The organism is Streptomyces sp. NPDC020898 (assembly GCF_044333925.1).
Lineage (GTDB): Bacteria > Actinomycetota > Actinomycetes > Streptomycetales > Streptomycetaceae > Streptomyces.
The window spans coordinates 25299-45951 of record NZ_JBIRRV010000006.1; the positions used below are offsets into that span (position 1 = coordinate 25299).

A 20653-nucleotide genomic window follows, 5' to 3' on the forward strand; every position below is an offset into this window, starting at 1 on the left:
GCAGGGGGAGATCACTTGGCTTGATCTGACCACCACCCCGTGCACCCTGCGCCGAGCTGTCGGGCCCGCCCCGGGCCGGCGGCCCTCGCCCGAGGCCATGGTTGGTGGGCGGCGCCCGGGGCCGCCCATGATGATCGAGGCGAGGCCGCTGCCGGTCCACCTCGGATCGGACGGGAACGGCCGGTGAACACAGGCGAGGCGCCATCCGATAGCCTCTGCCGACATGCTGCCCGGCCACCGTGGGTCAGGGTTTCCCCCACCAACATGTACATGACCGGCGTACACGCGTCGGTGTCAGGGAGTGAGTTCGGTTGCCGACCGCCATCCTCACGGGTCAGCCGGTTCCCGGATCGTCGATCGAGGGCGATCTGCGGTCCCTCGGCTTCGACGTGCGGAGCGCGACCGATGTCGCCGGCACCGAGACCCTCCTCGCCGAAGCGGCCTGCGACGAACGGGTCGCCGTCGTCGACGCCCGCTTCGTCGGCCACCTGCACGCGCTGCGTCTCGGCCTCACCGACCCCCGCTTCCCGCTCGCCGCGCTACCGGGCGCCGTGTCGGCCCGGCCCGGCGCCGGCCGTACGGCCCTGACCCGGGTGCTGGCCCGGGAGATCTCCGCGAGCGGCGACGCCCCGACGAGCCCCGGCAAGGCCGCCTCCGCTGTCCCGGTGGACAGCCTCGCCCTCGCCCTGGAGGCGGACGGCATCGGCGTCCACCGTCCCGAACTGGGCAGCCTGACCGCCACCGTCCCCGCCGACCCCCAGGCCCGCAACGAGGCACGGCAGGCCGTCGCCTCCGTCGACGACGAGGCCGTACGCCTGAAGTCGGCCGTGAAGTCCCGGGACGGCTTCTTCACCACCTTCTGCGTCAGCCCGTACTCCCGCTATCTGGCCCGCTGGTGTGCCCGTCGCGGCCTCACCCCGAACCAGGTCACCACCGCCTCGCTGCTCACCGCGCTGATCGCGGCCGGCTGCGCGGCCACCGGCACCCGCGGCGGCTACGTCACGGCAGGCGTGCTCCTGCTCCTCTCCTTCGTCCTGGACTGCACGGACGGCCAGCTCGCCCGCTACTCCCTCCAGTACTCGACGCTCGGCGCCTGGCTGGATGCCACCTTCGACCGCGCCAAGGAGTACGCCTACTACGCGGGCCTCGCTCTCGGGGCGGCGCGCGGTGGGGACGACGTATGGGCGCTGGCCCTCGGCGCGATGGTTCTCCAGACCTGCCGGCACGTCGTGGACTTCTCCTTCAACGAGGCGAATGCCGGGGACACTGACGCCACCGCGAACACCAGCCCCACGGCCGCCCTCTCCGACCGCCTCGACAGCGTCGGCTGGACGGTCTGGGTACGGCGGATGATCGTCCTGCCGATCGGCGAGCGCTGGGCCCTGATCGCCGTCCTGACGGCCGTCACGACTCCGCGGATCACCTTCACCGTGCTGCTCATCGGCTGCGGCTTCGCGGCGGCGTACACCACGGCGGGACGCGTCCTGCGCTCACTCACCCGAAAGGTCCAGCGCACCGACCGCGCGACGCGAGCACTGGCGGACCTGGCGGACAGCGGTCCGCTCGCGGAGCTCATCGGGCGCGCTCCCCTGCGTCTGCCGGCCGGTTCGCGCTGCCTCGTGGCGTTGGGAGGCACCGCGGTGCTGCTCTTCACCGCGTGGGTGTGGTCGTACGGCAGCTGGCTGCTCGTCGCCGTGGCCGTGCTGTACGTCCTCGGCTCGGGCGGAGCCGTCGCCGCGCCCCTCTCCGGCCGCCTCGACTGGCTCGTCCCCCCGCTCTTCAGGGCAGGCGAATACGGCACAGTCCTCATTCTCGCGGGCAAAGCGGAGGTAAACGGAGCACTTCCCGCGGCTTTCGGCCTCGTGGCCGCCGTCGCCTACCATCACTACGACACGGTGTACCGCATCCGTGGCAACGCCGGAGCGCCCCCGCGCTGGCTGGTACGGGCGAGCGGAGGGCACGAGGGCCGGACTCTGATGGTCGTCGTACTGGCCGCGCTGCTCAGTGCCTCGCAGTTCGTGGTCGCGCTCACGGTCCTCGCCGTGGCCGTGGCCCTGCTGGTGCTCGTCGAGAGCATCCGCTACTGGGTGGCCGCCCACCAGGGCGGCGCGCCCGCCGTACACGACGAAGGAGAACCCGCATGATCGGCCTCGTGCTGGCGGCCGGCGCCGGACGGCGTCTGCGCCCCTACACCGACAGCCTGCCCAAGGCTCTCGTGCCGGTCGGGCCCGCGGGCGACGAGGAGAGCATCACCGTCCTCGACCTCACCCTCGCCAACTTCGCCGAGATCGGCCTCACCGAGGCCGCGATCATCGTCGGCTACCGCAAGGAGGCCGTGTACGAGCGCAGGGCGGCCCTGGAGCAGAAGTACGGCCTGAAGATCACCCTCATCGACAACGACCGCGCCGAGGAGTGGAACAACGCCTACTCCCTGTGGTGCGGCCGGGACGCCCTCGCCGACGGGGTGATCCTCGCCAACGGCGACACCGTGCACCCGGTCTCCGTCGAGAAGACCCTCCTCGCCGCGCGCGGTGACGGAAAGCGGATCATCCTGGCCCTCGACACGGTGAAGCAGCTCGCCGACGAGGAGATGAAGGTGATCGTGGACCCGGAGAAGGGCGTGCGGAGGATCACCAAGCTGATGGACCCGGCCGGGGCCACCGGCGAGTACATCGGCGTCACCCTCATCGAGGGCGCCGCCGCCGCCGAACTGGCCGACGCCCTGAAGACCGTCTGGGAGACCGACCCCCAGCAGTTCTACGAGCACGGCTACCAGGAACTGGTCGACCGCGGGTTCCACATCGACGTGGCGCCCATCGGCGAGGTCCCGTGGGTCGAGATAGACAACCACGAGGATCTCGCCCGGGGACGGGAGATCGCGTGCCGGTACTGACGAGGCTGATCCCCTCGCCGGTCGTCGTCGACATCCGCCGCGGGGCCCTGGACCACCTGGCGGACGTGCTGTTCGACCAGCGGATCTCGCACTCCGGGAAGATCGCCGTCGCGATCAGCGCCGGCTCCGGTGCCAGACTGCGCGACCGGCTCGCCCCGGCGCTGCCCGGCGCGACCTGGTACGAGGTCGCCGGCGGCACCATCGACGACGCGATCAAACTGGGCGACGCCATCAAGTCCGGCCACTACGACGCCGTGGTCGGCCTCGGCGGCGGCCGGATCATCGACTGTGCCAAGTTCGCCGCCGCCCGCGTCGGCCTGCCCCTGGTCGCCGTCGCCACCAACCTCGCCCACGACGGCCTGTGCTCGCCGGTCGCCACCCTCGACAACGACGCGGGGCGCGGCTCCTACGGGGTGCCGAACCCGATCGCGGTCGTCATCGACCTCGACGTGATCCGCGAGGCCCCGGCGCGTTTCGTGCGCTCCGGGATCGGCGACGCCATGTCGAACATCTCCGCGGTCGCCGACTGGGAACTGGCGTGCGAGGTGAACGGCGAGAAGATCGACGGACTCGCCGCCGCGATGGCACGCCAGGCCGGAGAGGCCGTCCTGCGCCATCCCGGCGGGGTCGGCGACAACGCCTTCCTCCAGGTGCTGGCCGAGGCGCTGGTCCTCACCGGGATCGCCATGTCGGTGTCGGGCGACTCCCGCCCCTCCTCCGGCGCCTGCCACGAGATCAACCACGCCTTCGACCTGCTGTACCCCAAGCGCGCCGCCAGCCACGGCGAGCAGTGCGGGCTCGGCGCCGCCTTCGCCATGCACCTGCGGGGTGCGCACGAGGAGTCGGCGTACATGGCCGAGGTGCTGCGCCGGCACGGACTCCCGGTGCTGCCGGAGGAGATCGGCTTCACCGCGGACGAGTTCGTACGGGTCGTCGAGTACGCCCCGCAGACCAGACCCGGTCGCTACACGATCCTGGAACACCTCGACCTCACGAACGACCAGATCAAGGACACGTACGCGGACTATGTCAAGGCCATCGGTAGCTGAACTACGCCCCGTCGTCCACCCCGAAGGGGTGAAGGACCGGCGCAGCGGCGAGCACTGGGCGGGACGCCTCTACATGCGCGAGGTGTCCCTGCGGGTCGACCCGTACCTGGTGAACACCAGGATCACGCCCAACCAGCTCACCTACCTGATGGTCGTCGCGGGCGGTCTGGCGGGCGCGGCCCTCCTGGTGCCCGGCCTCACCGGGGCCGTCCTCGGTGCCGTACTGATCCAGCTGTACCTGCTCCTCGACTGCGTCGACGGAGAGATCGCCCGCTGGCGCAACCAGACCTCGATCACCGGCGTGTACCTCGACCGCATCGGCCACTACCTCTCCGAGTCGGCCCTGCTGATCGGCTTCGGGCTGCGCGGCGCCGACCTGTGGGACGGCTCCGGGGCGCCTGAGTGGCTGTGGGCGTTCCTCGGCACCCTGGCCGCGCTCGGCGCGATCCTGATCAAGGCCGAGACCGACCTGGTGGACGTGGCCCGGTCCCGCAGCGGTCTGGAGGCCGCCAAGGAGGAGTTGTCGGTGCCGCGCTCCGAGGGGCTCGCCCTGGCCCGTAAGGCCGCCGCCGCCCTGAAGTTCCACCGGCTGATCGGCGGTGTCGAGGCGAGCCTCTTCATCCTCTTCGTGGCGATCCTCGACGCCTTCGGCGGCGACCTGTTCTGGACCCGGCTGGGCATCGCCGTACTGGCCGGCATCGCGATCCTGCAGACCGTGCTGCACCTTGTGTCCATCCTCGCGTCGAGCAGGCTGCGGTGAGTCCGGGGATGAGGGTCGGCGCGGTCATCATCACCATGGGCAACCGCCCCGACGAACTGCGCGCCCTCGTCGAGTCGATCGCCAAACAGGAGGGCGACCCGGTCCAGGTCGTCGTGGTCGGCAACGGCTCGCCCGTCCCGGTCCTCCCCGAGGGCGTACGGAGCATCGAGCTGCCCGAGAACCTCGGCATCCCCGGCGGACGCAACGTCGGCATCGAGGCGTTCGGCCCGGCCGGCGGCGACGTCGACATCCTGATGTTCCTGGACGACGACGGCCTCCTCGGCCACCAGGACACCGCCGAACTGTGCCGGGAGGCGTTCACCGCCGACCCGGAGCTGGGCATCATCAGCTTCCGCATCGCCGACCCCGACACCGGCCTCACCCAGCGCCGCCACGTGCCCCGCCCCGGCACCACGGACCCGATGCGCAGCTCCCGCGTCACCAGTTTCCTGGGGGGCGCCAACGCCGTACGCACGAAGGTCTTCGCCGAAGTGGGCATCCTCCCCGAGGAGTTCTTCTACGCCCACGAGGAGACCGACCTGGCCTGGCGGGCCCTCGACGCGGGCTGGATGATCGACTACCGGGCCGACATGTTGCTCTACCATCCGGCGACCGCGCCCTCGCGGCACGCGGTCTACCACCGCATGGTCGCCCGCAACCGCGTCTGGCTGGCCCGACGCAACCTCCCCGCCCCCCTCGTACCCATCTACCTGGGGGACTGGCTGTTGCTCACACTGCTTCGCCGCCCCTCCCGCCCGGCGCTCAGAGCCTGGTGGGGAGGGTTCAAGGAGGGCCTGACCACCCCGTGCGGTCCCCGCCGGCCCATCCGGTGGCGTACGGTGTGGCGGCTGACCCGACTGGGCCGTCCTCCGGTGATCTGACAAGCTCTCCCTGAGAGCCCACGCGGGCCGACCGCATCCCGGTCCCCAGCCCGTGCTCTTCCCCGTTCAGCTGCGCATATTGAAGACGAAAGTTTCCATTTGTGAGTGAGACAACGCATGACGGCGGTGTCGTGGTGAGCGACCGACCGTCACCCGACGACGGCCTCTCCGCGGCCGAACTCGCCGCGAAGTACGGGCTCGCCGTGAGTGGCGCCCGTCCCCGACTCGTCGAGTACGTCCGCCAGCTCTGGGGACGGCGTCACTTCATCCTCGCCTTCTCGCAGGCGAAACTGACCGCCCAGTACAGCCAGGCCAAACTCGGCCAGCTGTGGCAGGTGGCCACACCGCTGCTCAACGCGGCCGTGTACTTCTTCATCTTCGGCGTGATCCTCGAAGCGGACCGGGGCATGCCCCGCGAGGTGTACATCCCGTTCCTGGTCACCGGCGTCTTCGTGTTCACCTTCACGCAGAGCTCGGTGATGGCGGGCGTACGCGCGATCTCCGGCAACCTCGGCCTGGTGCGCGCCCTGCACTTCCCGCGCGCCGCCCTGCCGGTCTCCTTCGCGTTGCAACAGCTTCAGCAGCTGCTGTTCTCGATGATCGTGCTGTTCGTGGTGGCGGTCGGCTTCGGCAGCTACCCCAAGGCGTCCTGGGTGCTGATCGTCCCGGCGCTCGCACTCCAGTTCCTCTTCAACATGGGCCTCGCGCTGATCATGGCCCGGTGGGGCGCGTCCACCCCGGACCTCGCCCAGCTGATGCCGTTCGTGATGCGTACGTGGATGTACGCGTCCGGCGTGATGTTCTCCATCCCGGTCATGCTGGCCGACAAACCGCAGTGGCTCGCCGACGTCCTCCAGTGGAACCCGGCCGCCATCTACATGGACCTGATGCGCTTCGCGCTCATCGACGGCTACGGCTCGGAGAACCTGCCGCCGCACGTCTGGGCGGTCGCCGGCGGCTGGGCGGCGCTCCTCGCCGTCGGCGGTTTCGTGTACTTCTGGAAGGCGGAGGAGAGGTACGGCCGTGGCTGACCCGATTCCCGGGGACAAGATCCCCACTGTCATCGCGGACGAGCTGCACATCGTCTACCGCGTCAACGGCGCCAAGGCGGGCAAGGGCAGTGCGACCGCCGCCCTCAGCCGCATCGTCAGGCGCGGCGAGTCGCCCGGCGTGCGCAAGGTGCACGCCGTACGGGGCGTGTCCTTCACCTCCTACCGCGGTGAGGCCGTCGGCCTGATCGGCTCCAACGGCTCCGGCAAGTCGACCCTGCTGCGCGCCATCGCCGGCCTGCTCCCGGCCGAGAGCGGTCACGTGTACACCGACGGGCAGCCCTCCCTCCTCGGCGTCAACGCCGCCCTGATGAACGACCTCACGGGCGAACGGAACGTCATATTGGGCGGCCTCGCGATGGGGATGTCCCGCGAGGAGATCAAGGAGCGCTACCAGCAGATCGTCGAGTTCTCGGGCATCAACGAGAAGGGCGACTTCATCACTCTGCCGATGCGCACCTACTCGTCCGGCATGGCGGCGCGGCTGCGGTTCTCCATCGCCGCCGCCAAGGACCACGACGTACTGATGATCGACGAGGCCCTCGCGACCGGCGACCGGTCCTTCCAGAAGCGCTCCGAGGCCCGCATCCGCGAACTGCGCAAGCACGCGGGCACGGTGTTCCTGGTCAGTCACAACAACAAGTCGATCCGCGACACCTGCGACCGCGTCCTGTGGCTGGAACGCGGCGAACTGCGCATGGACGGACCGACGGACGAGGTGCTCAGGGAGTACGAGAAGTTCACCGGCAAGTAGCCGGAGCTTGACCGGCGTGTCGCCGGGCGAATCGGGGCCCCGCCGGAACTGTTCCGGCGGGGCCCCGCGTCTGCAAAGGAAACGTCAACTCCGGCTCACCGGAGGAATCTTGACGCCAATCGGTTCGTTCTTGTGATGCGCAGGACACCCCGACGGACCATGGCGCGTTGTACAACGTAAGCTGTACCAGTGCTGAATCGCGGCAAGTAGGGCGATAACACGCGACACCCGGCATCGACCGACGCGTGGACGGCTGGGCGGCGTGTCCGAAATAGTGCCTATTGGGTCAGCAGTGTAGAACGGGAGATGTGACGGCGATGGCTACGGAAACTCCCCAGCTCCCCACAGCGTGCGCCGTCCCCGCCCCGGGCAGCGAACGGTGACGGCAACCGGTCCCACGCGCACCGCCGACGCGGAGCGCGGCACGCTCGACAAGGCCGCGGACGAGAACTTCCCCGTGGCACCGTTCTTCCTGCCGAAGGCCTGGCGCACCGACCTCATGGCCGTCTACGGCTTCGCCCGCCTTGTCGACGACATCGGCGACGGCGACCTGGCCCCCGGCGGTGCCGACGCCCACCTGCTCGGTGTGTCCCCCGAGGAGGCCGACGACCGGCTCGTCCTCCTCGACGCCTTCGAGGCCGACCTGCGCAGGGTCTTCGACGGAACCCCGCACCACCCCCTGCTGCGCCGGCTCCAGCCCACCGTGCGCCGCCGCGCGCTCACCCCCGAGCCGTTCCTCGGGCTGATCGCCGCCAACCGCCAGGACCAGCTGGTCGCACGGTACGAGACGTACGACGACCTGCTCGCCTACTGCGAGCTGTCCGCCAACCCTGTCGGCCGCCTCGTGCTCGCCGTCACCGGTACCGCGACGCCCGAGCGGATCCGCCGGTCCGACGCCGTGTGCACGGCTCTCCAGATCGTCGAACACCTCCAGGACGTCGCCGAGGACCTCGGCCGCGACCGGATCTATCTGCCGGCCCAGGACATGAAGCGCTTTCATGTCCAGGAGCCGGATCTCGCCGTCCCCACCGCAGGCGCATCGGTGCGCGCACTGGTTGCATACGAAGCGGAACGCGCCCGTGGCCTGCTGAATGAAGGCACCCCCCTCGTGGGTAGCGTCCACGGCAGGCTGAAGCTGCTGCTCGCGGGTTTCGTGGCGGGGGGGAAGGCGGCGGTCCGAGCGATCGCCGCCGCCGAATACGACGTACTTCCCGGCCCGCCCAAGCCCGGCAGGATCCAGCTGCTGCGCGAGGTGGGCACAACCCTGCGAGGAGAGGGGTGATCCGGACCGTGGAGTCGGAACCACACGTGTCCGCACCGGTACTCGCCGCCTACAGCTACTGCGAGGCAGTCACCGGGCAGCAGGCCCGCAACTTCGCGTACGGCATCAGGCTGCTGCCGACGCCGAAGCGGCGTGCGATGTCCGCCCTGTACGCGTTCTCGCGGCGGGTCGACGACATCGGTGACGGCGCGCTGGCCCTCGAGGTCAAGGCGGCGCGGCTGGAGGACACCAGAGCACTGCTGACCCGGGTGCGCGAGGGTGCGGTCGACGAGGACGACACCGACCCGGTCGCGGTCGCCCTCAGTCATGCGGGGACACACTTCCCGATCCCGCTCGGCGGCCTCGACGAACTCATCGACGGCGTCGTGATGGACGTACGCGGTGAGACGTACGAGACCTGGGACGACCTGAAGGTCTACTGCCGGTGTGTGGCCGGGGCCATTGGGCGGCTGTCGCTCGGTGTGTTCGGCACGGAGCGGGGCGCGCGCGGTGCGGAACGCGCCTCCGAGTACGCCGACACGCTGGGGCTCGCGCTCCAGCTCACCAACATCCTGCGGGACGTCCGCGAGGACGCCGAGGGCGGGCGTACGTATCTGCCCGCCGACGACCTCGCCAAGTTCGGCTGCTCGGCCGGGTTCAGTGGGCCGAACCCGCCGGAGGGCTCCGACTTCGCGGGCCTCGTCCACTTCGAAGTGCGGCGCGCCCGCGCCCTGTTCGCCGAGGGCTACCGGCTGCTGCCCATGCTCGACCGGCGCAGCGGCGCCTGTGTCGCCGCCATGGCCGGCATCTACCGCCGCCTCCTCGACCGCATCGAGCGCGAACCGGAGGCCGTGCTGCGTGGCCGGGTCTCCCTGCCGGGGCGCGAGAAGGCGTACGTCGCGGTGCGCGGCCTGTCCGGACTGGACGCCCGGCACGTGTCCCGGCGGACCGTCAGGAGGCGTGCCTGATGGACAATCCGGTCCAAGGTGATGTGCCCGAGACGAAACGGCGCGCAACCCTCCGGTCGGGGACGGCGTCCCTGACTTCAACGGCCTGCCGTGCGGCGTTCATCCGGCACGGCGGGTGCACAGGGGGGAGTGCGCGATGAGTGACGGTACGCAGCCCGGAGAACGGCCGGGCCACCACGGCGAGAAGACCGCCGTGGTGGTCGGCGGCGGGCTGGCAGGCATCACCGCGGCGCTCTCGCTCGCCGACGCCGGTATCCGCGTCACCCTCGTCGAAGGCCGGCCGCGGCTCGGAGGGCTCGCCTTCTCCTTCCAGCGCGACGGACTCACCGTCGACAACGGCCAGCACGTGTACCTGCGTTGCTGCACCGCCTACCGCTGGTTCCTGGACCGCATCGACGCCGCCGCGCTCGCTCCGGTGCAGGCTCGTCTCGACGTACCCGTCATCGACGTGGCGAAGCCCGCCGGGCGGCGGCTGGGCAGACTCCGGCGCGACGCGCTGCCTGTTCCTCTGCATCTCGGGCGCAGCCTGGCCACGTATCCGCACCTCTCGCTCGTGGAGCGCGCCAAAGTAGGGCGTGCCGCGCTGGCGCTCAAGGCGCTGGACCTCGCGGACCCGGCGCTGGACGCGCAGGACTTCGGCAGCTGGCTGGCCGCGCACGGTCAGTCGAAGCGTGCCGTCGAGGCACTGTGGGACCTGGTGGGGGTCGCCACCCTCAACGCGGTGGCCGGGGACTCGTCCCTGGCGCTCGCCGCGATGGTGTTCAAGACCGGTCTGCTGTCCGACCCGGGCGCGGCCGACATCGGCTGGGCGCGCGTCCCGCTGGGCGAACTGCACGACACCCTGGCCCGCAAGGCGCTCGACTCCGTGGGCGTGCGTACCGAAGTCCGTACACGCGTCACCTCCATCCAACAGAACGAGAACGGACGCTGGAGCGTTCAGGTTCCCGGCGAGACCCTCGACGCGGACGCCGTCGTGCTCGCCGTGGCCCAGCGCGAGGCGTACGATCTGCTGCCCCCGGGCGCCCTCGACGCCCCCGAACGGCTGCTGGAGATCGGCACCGCGCCCATCCTCAACGTCCATGTGGTGTACGACCGGAAGGTGCTGAACACGCCGTTCGTCGCGGCGCTCGGCAGCCCGGTGCAGTGGGTCTTCGACCGGACCGACGCGTCCGGGCTCGGCGGCGACAGCCAGTATCTGGCGCTGTCGCAGTCGGCGGCGCACGACGAGATCGACGAGCCCGTGGCGGCGCTGCGCGAGCGGTATCTGCCGGAGCTGGAGCGGCTGTTGCCCCGCACGCGGGGCGCCGGGGTACGGGACTTCTTCGTCACCCGGGAGCGGACAGCGACGTTCGCCCCCGCACCCGGCGTCGGGCGGCTGCGACCCGGCGCCCTCACCACAGCAGCTGGCCTGTACCTGGCCGGCTCGTGGACCGCCACCGGGTGGCCCGCGACCATGGAGAGCGCGGTCCGCAGTGGAGTCGGTGCGGCCGGCGCCGCGCTGGGCGCTCTGGGCCGGTCCCGCCACCACCTCTTCGACGTCGAGGAGGCGGCTTGATGCTCGATCATCAGCACGTGGCAGGTCCCCGTCCTCGTTCCCGTCCCCGCACCCCCAGCACCGCAACAAGAGGAGAGACTGTGCCCGCTGTGCCCCCGGCCCCGACGGCCGCTCGCAGGACCGCGGTGGACGTGACCGCGCTTCTGGAGCGCGGCCGGACCCTGGCCACCCCGGTACTGCGAGCGGCGATCAACCGGCTCGCGGCGCCCATGGACACCGTCTCCGCCTACCACTTCGGCTGGATCGACGCCCAGGGCAACCCCGCGGACGGTGACGGCGGCAAGGCCGTCCGCCCCGCGCTCGCCGTGCTGTCCGCCGAGGTCACCGGCGCCGAGCCCGAGACCGGCATCCCCGGTGCGGTCGCCGTCGAGCTGGTGCACAACTTCTCGCTGCTGCACGACGACCTGATGGACGGCGACGAACAGCGCCGCCACCGCGACACGGTCTGGAAGGTGCACGGCCCCGCTCAGGCCATCCTGGTCGGCGACGCCCTGTTCGCGCTGGCCAACGAGATCCTCCTGGAACTCGGCACCGTGGAGGCCGGCCGCGCGACCCGCCGCCTCACCACCGCGACCCGCGCCCTCATCGACGGCCAGGCGCAGGACATCTCCTACGAGCACCGCGACCGCGTCAGCGTCGAGGAGTGCCTGGAGATGGAGGGCAACAAGACCGGCGCCCTCCTCGCCTGCGCCAGCTCCATCGGTGCGGTCCTCGGCGGCGCGGACGACCGCACCGCCGACACTCTGGAGAAGTACGGCTACCACCTCGGCCTGGCCTTCCAGGCCGTCGACGACCTGCTCGGCATCTGGGGCGACCCGGAGGCCACCGGCAAGCAGACCTGGAGCGACCTGCGCCAGCGCAAGAAGTCCCTGCCCGTCGTCGCCGCCCTCGCGGCGAGCGGCCCGGCCGCCGAGCGGCTCGGTGAACTCCTCGCCGCCGACGCGAAGAGCAGCGACTTCGAGAACTTCTCCGAGGAGGAGTTCGCCGTCCGCGCCGCCCTGATCGAAGAGGCGGGCGGCCGGGAGTGGACCGCCGAGGAGGCGCGCCGGCAGCACACCATCGCCGTCGACGCACTGAACGCCATCGACATGCCCGACCGCGTGAGGGCGCAGTTCACCGCGCTCGCCGACTTCGTCGTCGTACGAAAGAGATGATCACTATCGGTCGAATAGGCCTCGCGTAGTCGCCGGCCGGCGCCGCGCTCAGCGGCGCACCGGCCGACGGCGGACCCATACAGCAGAGACATCCACTGCACGAAGGGGAAGCCATGACAGCGACGACCGACGGAAGCACCGGGGCACTTCCTCCCCGCGCTGCCTCGGCCAGCGAAACCCACACCGACAACAACGCCCCAGTGGCGGCAGGGGTTCAGGATGCCGCCGCGCGTGCCGTGAGGCGCGCCACTGATCATCTGCTCGCGCGGCAGGACGCCCAGGGCTGGTGGAAGGGCGACCTCGAAACCAACGTCACGATGGACGCAGAGGATCTGCTGCTCCGTCAGTTCCTGGGTATCCGGGACGAACAGACCACCCAGGCCGCCGCGTTGTTCATCCGCGGCGAGCAGCGCGACGACGGCACCTGGGCCACCTTCCACGGCGGACCCGCCGAACTCTCCGCCACCATCGAGGCGTACGTCGCCCTGCGGCTGGCCGGGGATGCCCCCGACGCGCCGCACATGGCGAAGGCGTCCGCCTGGATCCGCGACCGGGGAGGCATCGCCGCCGCCCGGGTCTTCACCCGGATCTGGCTGGCCCTGTTCGGCTGGTGGAAGTGGGACGACCTCCCCGAACTGCCGCCGGAACTCATCTACTTCCCCAAGTGGATGCCGCTCAACATCTACGACTTCGGCTGCTGGGCCCGGCAGACCATCGTGCCGCTCACCATCGTCAGCGCGAAGCGCCCGGTCCGGCCGGCGCCCTTCCCGCTCGACGAGCTGCACACCGACGCCGATCTGCCGAACCCGGGCAAGTCCTTTGCTCCGCTGGCGAGTTGGGATGGTGCCTTCCAGCGACTCGACAAGATGCTGCACGGGTACCGCAAGGTCGCGGTGCGCCGGCTGCGCAAGGCCGCCATGAACGCCGCCGCCCGCTGGATCATCGAGCGCCAGGAGAACGACGGCTGCTGGGGAGGCATCCAGCCGCCCGCCGTGTACTCGGTGATCGCCCTGCACCTGCTCGGCTACGACCTCGAACACCCGGTCATGCGGGCCGGGTTGGAGTCCCTGGACCGCTTCACCGTCTGGCGCGAGGACGGGGCCCGCATGATCGAGGCGTGCCAGTCGCCGGTGTGGGACACCTGCCTCGCCGTCATCGCGCTCGCCGACGCGGGTCTGCCCGCCGACCATCCCCAACTGGTCAAGGCCGCCGACTGGATGCTGGGCGAGCAGGTGGTCCGGCCCGGCGACTGGTCCGTACGCCGGCCCGAACTTCCGCCGGGCGGCTGGTCGTTCGAGTTCCACAACGACAACTACCCCGACATGGACGACACCGCCGAGGTCGTCCTCGCACTGCGCCGCGTCCGGCATCACGATCCGGAGCGGGTCGAGAAAGCCATCGGGCGCGGGGTCCGCTGGAACCTCGGTATGCAGTCGAAGAACGGCGCATGGGGCGCCTTCGACGTCGACAACACCAGCACGCTCCCCAACAAGCTGCCGTTCTGCGACTTCGGCGAGGTCATCGACCCGCCGTCCGCCGACGTCACCGCGCATGTCGTGGAGATGCTCGCCGTCGAGGGCATGTCCCACGATCCGCGCACCCGGCGCGGTATCGAATGGCTGCTCGCCGAACAGGAGCCGAGCGGTGCGTGGTTCGGCCGCTGGGGCGTCAACTACGTCTACGGCACCGGCTCCGTGGTCCCCGCGCTGACCGCCGCCGGCCTGCCCGCCGCGCACCCGGCGATCCGGCGCGCGGTGGACTGGCTGGAGACGGTCCAGAACGACGACGGTGGCTGGGGCGAGGACCTGCGCTCCTACGCCGCCGCCGACGCCTGGAGCGGGCGGGGCGCCTCGACCGCCTCCCAGACGGCCTGGGCGCTGCTCGCCCTGCTGGCCGCCGGGGAACACGACTCGAAGGCCGTCGAACGCGGTGTCGAGTGGCTCGCCGCGACCCAGCTGCCGGACGGCTCCTGGGACGAGCCGTACTTCACCGGCACCGGCTTCCCCTGGGACTTCTCGATCAACTACCACCTCTACCGCCAGGTCTTCCCGCTCACCGCGCTCGGCCGGTACGTCCACGGAGAGCCGTTCGCCGAATCGTTCGGCAAGGTCAAGGGGGGCTGATGGACAGGCAGTCCGAGTCGGCCCCGCTGCTGATCGCCTGCGCGCTCGGCATCGAGCGGCTCGCCCTGCGCCGGGGCGTACGCGGCGCAGGGGGGCCCGTCACCGTGCTGCGTACGGGAATGGGTCCTGCGGCGGCCGAGGAGGCCGTCACCCGGGCCCTGGCCGACCCGGCGCTGCGCGACGCCGTCGTGCTGGCCACCGGCTTCTGCGCGGGGCTCGCCCCCGGTATGCACCCCGGTGACCTGGTGGTCGCCGAGGAGACCCGGGATCCGCGCGGCGCCACCCGCTGTGTCGGCACCGAACTGCTCGTCAAGGAACTGGTGCGTGCCGTACCCGGGCGCACGGTCCACACCGGCCCTCTCACCGGCTCCGATCACGTCGTCCGTGGTCACGAACGGTCGGATCTGCTCGCGACCGGCGCAATCGCGGTCGACATGGAGTCGGCGGCCACGCTCCACAGCGCCGTACGCACGGGCGTGCGCCCGGTTGCGGCCGTACGGGTGGTCGTGGACGCTCCAGAACATGAACTCGTCCGGATCGGCACGCTTCGCGGTGGAATATCGGCCTTCCGCGTTCTTCGTTCGGTCCTTCCCGCTTTTGTCGAATGGCACCGTTCCTTGCTGCTCCCCAGGAGGTGAGCCCGATGGCCATGCCGCTCCGCCAGACCATCAAGGTCGCTACGTATCTGGCCGAACAGAAACTCCGCAAGCGGGACAAGTTCCCGCTGATCGTCGAGCTCGAACCCCTCTACGCCTGCAACCTCAAGTGCGAGGGCTGCGGCAAGATCCAGCACCCGGCAGGTGTGCTCAAGCAGCGCATGCCGGTCGCCCAGGCCGTCGGGGCGGTGCTGGAGTCCGGAGCCCCGATGGTGTCCATCGCGGGCGGCGAGCCTCTGATGCACCCTCACATCGACGAGATCGTGCGGCAGTTGGTGCAGCGGAAGAAGTACGTCTTCCTCTGCACCAACGCCGTGCTGCTGCGCAAGAAGATGGACAAGTTCACGCCCTCGCCGTACTTCGCGTTCGCCGTGCACATCGACGGGCTGCGTGAGCGGCACGACGAGTCCGTCGCGAAGGAGGGGGTGTTCGACGAGGCCGTCGCCGCCATCAAGGAGGCCAAGAAGCGCGGCTTCCGGGTGACCACCAACTCGACCTTCTTCAACACCGACACCCCGCAGACCATCATCGAGGTGCTCAACTTCCTCAACGACGACCTCAAGGTCGACGAGATGATGATCTCGCCCGCCTACGCCTACGAGAAGGCCCCGGACCAGGAGCACTTCCTCGGCGTCACGCAGACCCGCGAGCTGTTCAAGAAGGCCTTCGCGGGCGGCAACCGGCGGCGCTGGCGGCTCAACCACTCCCCGCTCTTCCTGGACTTCCTGGAGGGCAAGGTCGACTTCCCGTGCACGGCGTGGGCGATCCCGAACTACTCGCTGTTCGGCTGGCAGAAGCCCTGCTACCTGATGAGCGACGGGTACGTCACGACGTACAAGGACCTCATCGAGAAGACCGACTGGGACGCCTACGGCCGCGGCAAGGACGACCGGTGTGCCAACTGCATGGCGCACTGCGGCTACGAGCCCACCGCCGTCATGGCGACCATGGGCTCCCTGAAGGAGTCCCTGCGCGCCATGCGCGAGACCGTCAACGGAAACCGGGAGTGACGTCGTGACCGCCGTCTCCTTGGGCGTTCCCGAGGTACCGGTCCGTCCGATCGCCGATCGCCGGGTCTCCCGGCGCATCGAGGTCGGGCCGGTGGCGGTCGGGGGCGGGGCCCCGGTGTCGGTCCAGTCGATGACGACGACGCGTACGTCGGACATCGGGGCCACGCTCCAGCAGATCGCCGAACTCACCGCGTCCGGCTGCCAGATCGTCCGCGTCGCCTGCCCCACGCAGGACGACGCGGACGCGCTGGCGACGATCGCGCGCAAGTCGCAGATCCCGGTGATCGCCGACATCCACTTTCAGCCGAAGTACGTGTTCTCCGCGATCGAGGCCGGCTGCGCCGCCGTCCGCGTCAATCCCGGCAACATCAAGCAGTTCGACGACAAGGTGAAGGAGATCGCGCGCGCCGCCAACGACCACGGCACGCCGATCCGGATCGGGGTCAACGCCGGTTCGCTGGACCGGCGTCTGCTCCAGAAGTACGGCAAGGCGACGCCGGAGGCGCTCGTCGAGTCGGCGCTCTGGGAGGCGTCCCTCTTCGAGGAGCACGGCTTCCGGGACATCAAGATCTCGGTGAAGCACAACGACCCGGTGATCATGGTCAACGCCTATCGGCAGCTCGCCGAACAGTGCGACTACCCGCTGCACCTGGGCGTCACGGAGGCCGGTCCCGCCTTCCAGGGGACCATCAAGTCGGCCGTGGCCTTCGGGGCGTTGCTCAGTGAGGGCATCGGCGACACGATCCGCGTCTCGCTGTCCGCGCCGCCGGTCGAGGAGGTGAAGGTCGGCAACCAGATCCTGGAGTCGCTGAACCTGCGGCAACGGCGGCTGGAGATCGTGTCGTGTCCGTCGTGCGGTCGTGCCCAGGTCGACGTCTACAAGCTCGCCGACCAGGTCACGGCCGGTCTGGAGGGCATGGAAGTGCCGTTGCGCGTCGCGGTCATGGGGTGTGTGGTGAACGGCCCCGGCGAGGCGCGCGAGGCCGACCTCGGGGTCGCGTCGGGCAATGGAAAAGGGCAGATCTTCGTGAAGGGCGAGGTCATCAAGACCGTGCCCGAGTCGAAGATCGTGGAGACCCTGATCGAGGAGGCGATGAAGATCGCCGAACAGATGGAGCAGGACGGCGTCGCGTCGGGGGAACCGGCGGTCACCGTGAGCTGATCAGTACGGGCTGATGAGTACGGAAGAAGAGGGGGCCCGAGCGTGACAATTCTGGAGACCATCCGGGGACCACGCGACCTGAAGGCGCTGTCCGAGGCGGAACTCGGTGAACTGTCCGACGAGATACGGGAGTTCCTGGTGCACGCGGTGGCCAGGACCGGCGGCCATCTCGGGCCCAATCTGGGGGTGGTGGAACTCTCCATCGCGCTCCACCGGGTCTTCGAGTCACCGGTCGACCGCATCCTGTGGGACACCGGCCACCAGAGCTACGTACACAAGCTTCTGACGGGGCGTCAGGATTTCTCCAAGCTGCGCGGCAAGGGCGGCCTCTCCGGCTATCCCTCGCGTGAGGAGTCCGAGCACGACATCATCGAGAACAGCCACGCCTCCACCGCGCTCGGCTGGGCCGACGGGCTCGCCAAAGCCCGCCAGGTACAGGGCGAGAAGGGGCACGTCGTCGCGGTCATCGGCGACGGCGCGCTCACCGGCGGAATGGCCTGGGAGGCGCTCAACAACATCGCGGCGGCCAAGGACCGGCCGCTGATCATCGTCGTCAACGACAACGAACGCTCCTACTCGCCGACCATAGGCGGCCTCGCCAACCACCTCGCGACCCTGCGGACGACGGACAGCTACGAGCAGGTGCTGGCCTGGGGCAAGGACGTGCTGCTGCGTACGCCCGTCATCGGCAACACCATCTACGAGTCCCTGCACGGCGCGAAGAAGGGGTTCAAGGATGCCTTCGCGCCGCAGGGCATGTTCGAGGACCTGGGGCTGAAGTACGTCGGCCCGATCGACGGGCACGACATCGGGGCCGTGGAGTCCGCCCTGCGGCGCGCGAAACGCTTCCACGGGCCCGTACTCATCCACTGCCTGACGGAGAAGGGACGCGGTTACGAGCCCGCGCGATCGCACGAGGAGGACCACTTCCACACCGTCGGCGTGATGGACCCGCTCACCTGTGAGCCGCTCGCACCCTCCAACGGGCCCTCCTGGACCTCGGTGTTCGGCGACGAGATCGTCAGGATCGGGGAAGAGCGGGACGATGTCGTCGCGATCACGGCGGCCATGCTGCATCCCGTGGGCCTCGGCAAGTTCGCCGCACGGTTCCCCGACCGGATCTGGGACGTCGGTATCGCCGAGCAGCACGCGGCCGTGTCGGCGGCGGGGCTCGCGACCGGGGGTCTGCATCCCGTCGTGGCGGTGTACGCCACCTTCCTCAACCGGGCCTTCGACCAGCTGCTGATGGACATCGCGCTGCACCGGTGCGGGGTGACGTTCGTACTGGACCGGGCCGGTGTCACCGGAGTTGACGGAGCGTCACACAACGGCATGTGGGACCTGTCCATCCTCCAGGTCGTGCCCGGCCTGCGCATCGCCGCACCACGCGACGCCGACCAGCTCCGCGCCCAGCTGCGGGAAGCGGTGGCCGTCGACGACGCGCCCACGCTGATCCGGTTCCCCAAGGAGTCGGTCGGGCCGACGATCGACGCGGTCGGCCGAGTGGGCGGCATGGATGTGCTCCATCGGTCCGAGGAGGCGGCCGAGGTGCTGCTGGTGGCCGTCGGGGTGATGGCTCCGGTGTGCCTCCAGACGGCCGAGCTGCTGGAGGCGCGCGGTATCAACTGCACGGTCGTGGACCCGCGTTGGGTCAAGCCCGTCGATCCCGCGCTGCCCGGCCTCGCCGCCGGACACCGCATGGTGGCCGTCGTCGAGGACAACAGCCGTGCGTCCGGGGTCGGCGCCGCGGTGGCCCTGGCCCTCGGCGACGCCGAAGTCGACGTAGCCGTACGGCGGTTCGGCATCCCCGAGCAGTTCCTCGCGCACGCCAAGCGCGGTGAGGTCCTCGCCGACATCGGCCTCACGCCCGTCGAGATCGCCGGACGGATCAGCGCCGGACTGGCCATCAAGGAAGAGCTGTCCAAGGAAGAGCTGTCCCAGGGGAAGGCCAAGGAGAAACAGGAATGACAACCGCTGAACCCGGGTCCCCGGCAGGGGAGTTCGACCTTGCCGCGCTGCTGGCCGAGCGCGGCGCCGAGCGCTACGAGCTGCACAGCAGGCATCTCAACCACCAGCTCCCGCGCATGCTGCACACCATCGGCTTCGACAAGGTCTACGAGCGGGCCGAGGGCGCGTACTTCTGGGACGCGGACGGCGACGACTACCTCGACATGCTCGCCGGGTTCGGCGTGATGGGCCTCGGCCGCCACCACCCCGTGGTCCGCAAGGCGCTGCACGACGTCCTCGACGCCCAGCTCGCCGACCTCACGCGCTTCGACTGCCAGCCGCTGCCCGGACTGCTGGCCGAGCGGCTCCTCGCCCACAGCCCGCACCTGGACCGCGTGTTCTTCGGCAACAGCGGTACGGAGGCGGTGGAGACCGCGCTCAAGTTCGCCCGGTACGCCACCGGGAAGCCGCGTGTCCTGTACTGCACGCACGCCTTCCACGGCCTCACCACCGGGTCCCTCTCCGTCAACGGCGAGGACGGCTTCCGGGACGGCTTCGCCCCGCTGCTGCCCGACACCGCCGTACCGCTCGGTGATCTCGACGCCCTGGCAAGGGAGTTGAGGAAGGGCGACGTGGCCGCCCTGATCGTCGAACCGATCCAGGGCAAGGGGGTGCACGAGGCGCCCCCCGGATATCTGCGTGCCGCCCAGGAGTTGCTGCACCAGCACAAGGCGCTGCTCATCGCGGACGAGGTGCAGACGGGGTTGGGAAGGACAGGTGACTTCTACGCCTACCAGCACGAGGAGGGGGTCGAGCCCGACCTGGTATGCGTGGCGAAGGCACTGTCCGGCGGATACGTCCCCGTGGGCGCCACGCTCGGCAAGGAGTGGATCTTCAAGAAGGTCTACTCGTCGATCGACCGCGTGCTCGTGCACTCGGCCAGCTTCGGGGGCAACGCCCAGGCCATGGCGGCGGGGCTGGCCGTCCTGTCGGTCATGGAGAACGAGCAGATCGTCGCCAACGCCCGGGCCACCGGGGACCAGTTGAGGTCGCGACTGGCGGCGCTGGTCGACAAGTACGAGCTGCTGGCCGACGTACGCGGCCGGGGTCTGATGATCGGCATCGAGTTCGGGAAGCCCAAGTCGCTGAAGCTGCGCAGCCGTTGGGCGATGCTCCAGGCGGCGCGCAAGGGGCTGTTCGCCCAGATGGTGGTCGTACCGCTGTTGCAGCGCCACCGGATCCTGACTCAGGTCTCCGGCGACCACCTGGAAGTGATCAAGCTGATTCCGCCGCTGGTCGTGGGGGAGCGGGAGGTGGACCGGTTCGTCGACGCCTTCACCGCGGTGATGGACGACGCGCACGGTGGGAACGGGCTGATGTGGGACTTCGGGAAGACGCTGGTCAAGCAGGCGGTCGCCAACAGGTAGGGGC

Annotated in this window: 18 protein-coding genes; all 18 read left to right on the plus strand. The window is 70.1% G+C overall.

The annotated features are described in order from the left end of the window. The first annotated feature begins 311 nt into the window (after positions 1 to 311). Positions 312 to 2144, plus strand: coding sequence for a DUF5941 domain-containing protein (locus ACH4TV_RS20085; protein WP_398399838.1), 1833 nt, complete (start codon positions 312 to 314; stop codon positions 2142 to 2144). Beyond that, entirely contained in the window at positions 2141 to 2893 is a 753-nt protein-coding gene (locus ACH4TV_RS20090; RefSeq protein ID WP_398399840.1) for a sugar phosphate nucleotidyltransferase, read from the plus strand. The genes ACH4TV_RS20085 and ACH4TV_RS20090 overlap by 4 nt, the downstream gene beginning before the upstream one ends. Beyond that, the gene (locus ACH4TV_RS20095; RefSeq protein WP_398399842.1) at positions 2881 to 3942 is read left to right on the plus strand and encodes an iron-containing alcohol dehydrogenase family protein; all 1062 of its coding nucleotides are present in this window, start codon (positions 2881 to 2883) and stop codon (positions 3940 to 3942) included. Before ACH4TV_RS20090 ends, ACH4TV_RS20095 begins: the two co-directional genes overlap by 13 nt. Then, the gene (locus ACH4TV_RS20100; protein ID WP_398399844.1) at positions 3920 to 4702 is read left to right on the plus strand and encodes a CDP-alcohol phosphatidyltransferase family protein; all 783 of its coding nucleotides are present in this window, start codon (positions 3920 to 3922) and stop codon (positions 4700 to 4702) included. The genes ACH4TV_RS20095 and ACH4TV_RS20100 overlap by 23 nt, the downstream gene beginning before the upstream one ends. 8 nt (positions 4703 to 4710) lie before the next feature. Beyond that, on the plus strand, positions 4711 to 5583 hold the full coding sequence (locus ACH4TV_RS20105; protein ID WP_398399846.1) for a glycosyltransferase family 2 protein: 873 nt from the start codon (positions 4711 to 4713) through the stop codon (positions 5581 to 5583). A 101-nt stretch (positions 5584 to 5684) separates the two neighbouring features. Beyond that, positions 5685 to 6614 (plus strand): ABC transporter permease, encoded by a 930-nt coding sequence (locus ACH4TV_RS20110; RefSeq protein WP_398399848.1) that lies wholly within the window; start codon positions 5685 to 5687, stop codon positions 6612 to 6614. After that, positions 6607 to 7386, plus strand: coding sequence for an ABC transporter ATP-binding protein (locus ACH4TV_RS20115; RefSeq protein WP_398399850.1), 780 nt, complete (start codon positions 6607 to 6609; stop codon positions 7384 to 7386). Before ACH4TV_RS20110 ends, ACH4TV_RS20115 begins: the two co-directional genes overlap by 8 nt. A 379-nt stretch (positions 7387 to 7765) precedes the next feature. Then, positions 7766 to 8668: a squalene synthase HpnC gene (hpnC, locus tag ACH4TV_RS20120; protein WP_398399852.1), complete on the plus strand. Its 903-nt coding sequence runs from the start codon at positions 7766 to 7768 to the stop codon at positions 8666 to 8668. Beyond that, positions 8665 to 9615 (plus strand): presqualene diphosphate synthase HpnD, encoded by a 951-nt coding sequence (gene hpnD, locus ACH4TV_RS20125; RefSeq protein WP_398399854.1) that lies wholly within the window; start codon positions 8665 to 8667, stop codon positions 9613 to 9615. The genes hpnC and hpnD overlap by 4 nt, the downstream gene beginning before the upstream one ends. Further along, positions 9615 to 9755: a DUF6380 family protein gene (locus tag ACH4TV_RS20130; protein ID WP_398399856.1), complete on the plus strand. Its 141-nt coding sequence runs from the start codon at positions 9615 to 9617 to the stop codon at positions 9753 to 9755. The genes hpnD and ACH4TV_RS20130 overlap by 1 nt, the downstream gene beginning before the upstream one ends. Next, positions 9752 to 11170, plus strand: a complete 1419-nt coding sequence (hpnE, locus tag ACH4TV_RS20135) for a hydroxysqualene dehydroxylase HpnE (protein WP_398399858.1) — start codon at positions 9752 to 9754, stop codon at positions 11168 to 11170. The genes ACH4TV_RS20130 and hpnE overlap by 4 nt, the downstream gene beginning before the upstream one ends. A gap of 80 nt (positions 11171 to 11250) precedes the next feature. Next, entirely contained in the window at positions 11251 to 12324 is a 1074-nt protein-coding gene (locus ACH4TV_RS20140; RefSeq protein ID WP_398399860.1) for a polyprenyl synthetase family protein, read from the plus strand. 113 nt (positions 12325 to 12437) lie between these two features. Next, complete coding sequence (gene shc / locus ACH4TV_RS20145; RefSeq protein WP_398399862.1) at positions 12438 to 14447, plus strand: squalene--hopene cyclase; 2010 nt, start codon at positions 12438 to 12440, stop codon at positions 14445 to 14447. Then, a complete protein-coding gene (locus ACH4TV_RS20150) occupies positions 14447 to 15085 on the plus strand; it encodes a 1-hydroxy-2-methyl-2-butenyl 4-diphosphate reductase (RefSeq protein WP_398399864.1) in 639 nt (212 codons plus the stop codon). Before shc ends, ACH4TV_RS20150 begins: the two co-directional genes overlap by 1 nt. A 5-nt stretch (positions 15086 to 15090) precedes the next feature. After that, positions 15091 to 16113 carry an adenosyl-hopene transferase HpnH gene (gene hpnH / locus ACH4TV_RS20155; protein WP_398399866.1) on the plus strand — a complete coding sequence of 341 codons (1023 nt, stop codon included), beginning with the start codon at positions 15091 to 15093 and terminating at the stop codon, positions 16111 to 16113. A gap of 4 nt (positions 16114 to 16117) precedes the next feature. Beyond that, entirely contained in the window at positions 16118 to 17275 is a 1158-nt protein-coding gene (gene ispG / locus ACH4TV_RS20160) for a flavodoxin-dependent (E)-4-hydroxy-3-methylbut-2-enyl-diphosphate synthase (RefSeq protein ID WP_398399868.1), read from the plus strand. A 42-nt stretch (positions 17276 to 17317) separates the two neighbouring features. Beyond that, positions 17318 to 19243, plus strand: coding sequence for a 1-deoxy-D-xylulose-5-phosphate synthase (gene dxs, locus ACH4TV_RS20165; RefSeq protein WP_398399870.1), 1926 nt, complete (start codon positions 17318 to 17320; stop codon positions 19241 to 19243). Continuing rightward, the gene (locus ACH4TV_RS20170) at positions 19240 to 20649 is read left to right on the plus strand and encodes an aspartate aminotransferase family protein (RefSeq protein ID WP_398399872.1); all 1410 of its coding nucleotides are present in this window, start codon (positions 19240 to 19242) and stop codon (positions 20647 to 20649) included. Before dxs ends, ACH4TV_RS20170 begins: the two co-directional genes overlap by 4 nt. Positions 20650 to 20653 lie beyond the last annotated feature (4 nt).

Bases quoted from the DNA above. Each gene is read 5' to 3' on its own strand.
- ACH4TV_RS20130 (WP_398399856.1), top strand. From the start codon at position 9,615: ATGGACAATCCGGTCCAAGGTGATGTGCCCGAGACGAAACGGCGCGCA.
- ACH4TV_RS20100 (WP_398399844.1), top strand. From the start codon at position 3,920: ATGTCAAGGCCATCGGTAGCTGAACTACGCCCCGTCGTCCACCCCGAA.
- hpnE (WP_398399858.1), top strand. From the start codon at position 9,752: ATGAGTGACGGTACGCAGCCCGGAGAACGGCCGGGCCACCACGGCGAG.
- ACH4TV_RS20150 (WP_398399864.1), top strand. From the start codon at position 14,447: ATGGACAGGCAGTCCGAGTCGGCCCCGCTGCTGATCGCCTGCGCGCTC.
- hpnH (WP_398399866.1), top strand. From the start codon at position 15,091: ATGGCCATGCCGCTCCGCCAGACCATCAAGGTCGCTACGTATCTGGCC.
- ACH4TV_RS20170 (WP_398399872.1), top strand. From the start codon at position 19,240: ATGACAACCGCTGAACCCGGGTCCCCGGCAGGGGAGTTCGACCTTGCC.
- ACH4TV_RS20105 (WP_398399846.1), top strand. From the start codon at position 4,711: ATGAGGGTCGGCGCGGTCATCATCACCATGGGCAACCGCCCCGACGAA.
- ACH4TV_RS20090 (WP_398399840.1), top strand. From the start codon at position 2,141: ATGATCGGCCTCGTGCTGGCGGCCGGCGCCGGACGGCGTCTGCGCCCC.
- shc (WP_398399862.1), top strand. From the start codon at position 12,438: ATGACAGCGACGACCGACGGAAGCACCGGGGCACTTCCTCCCCGCGCT.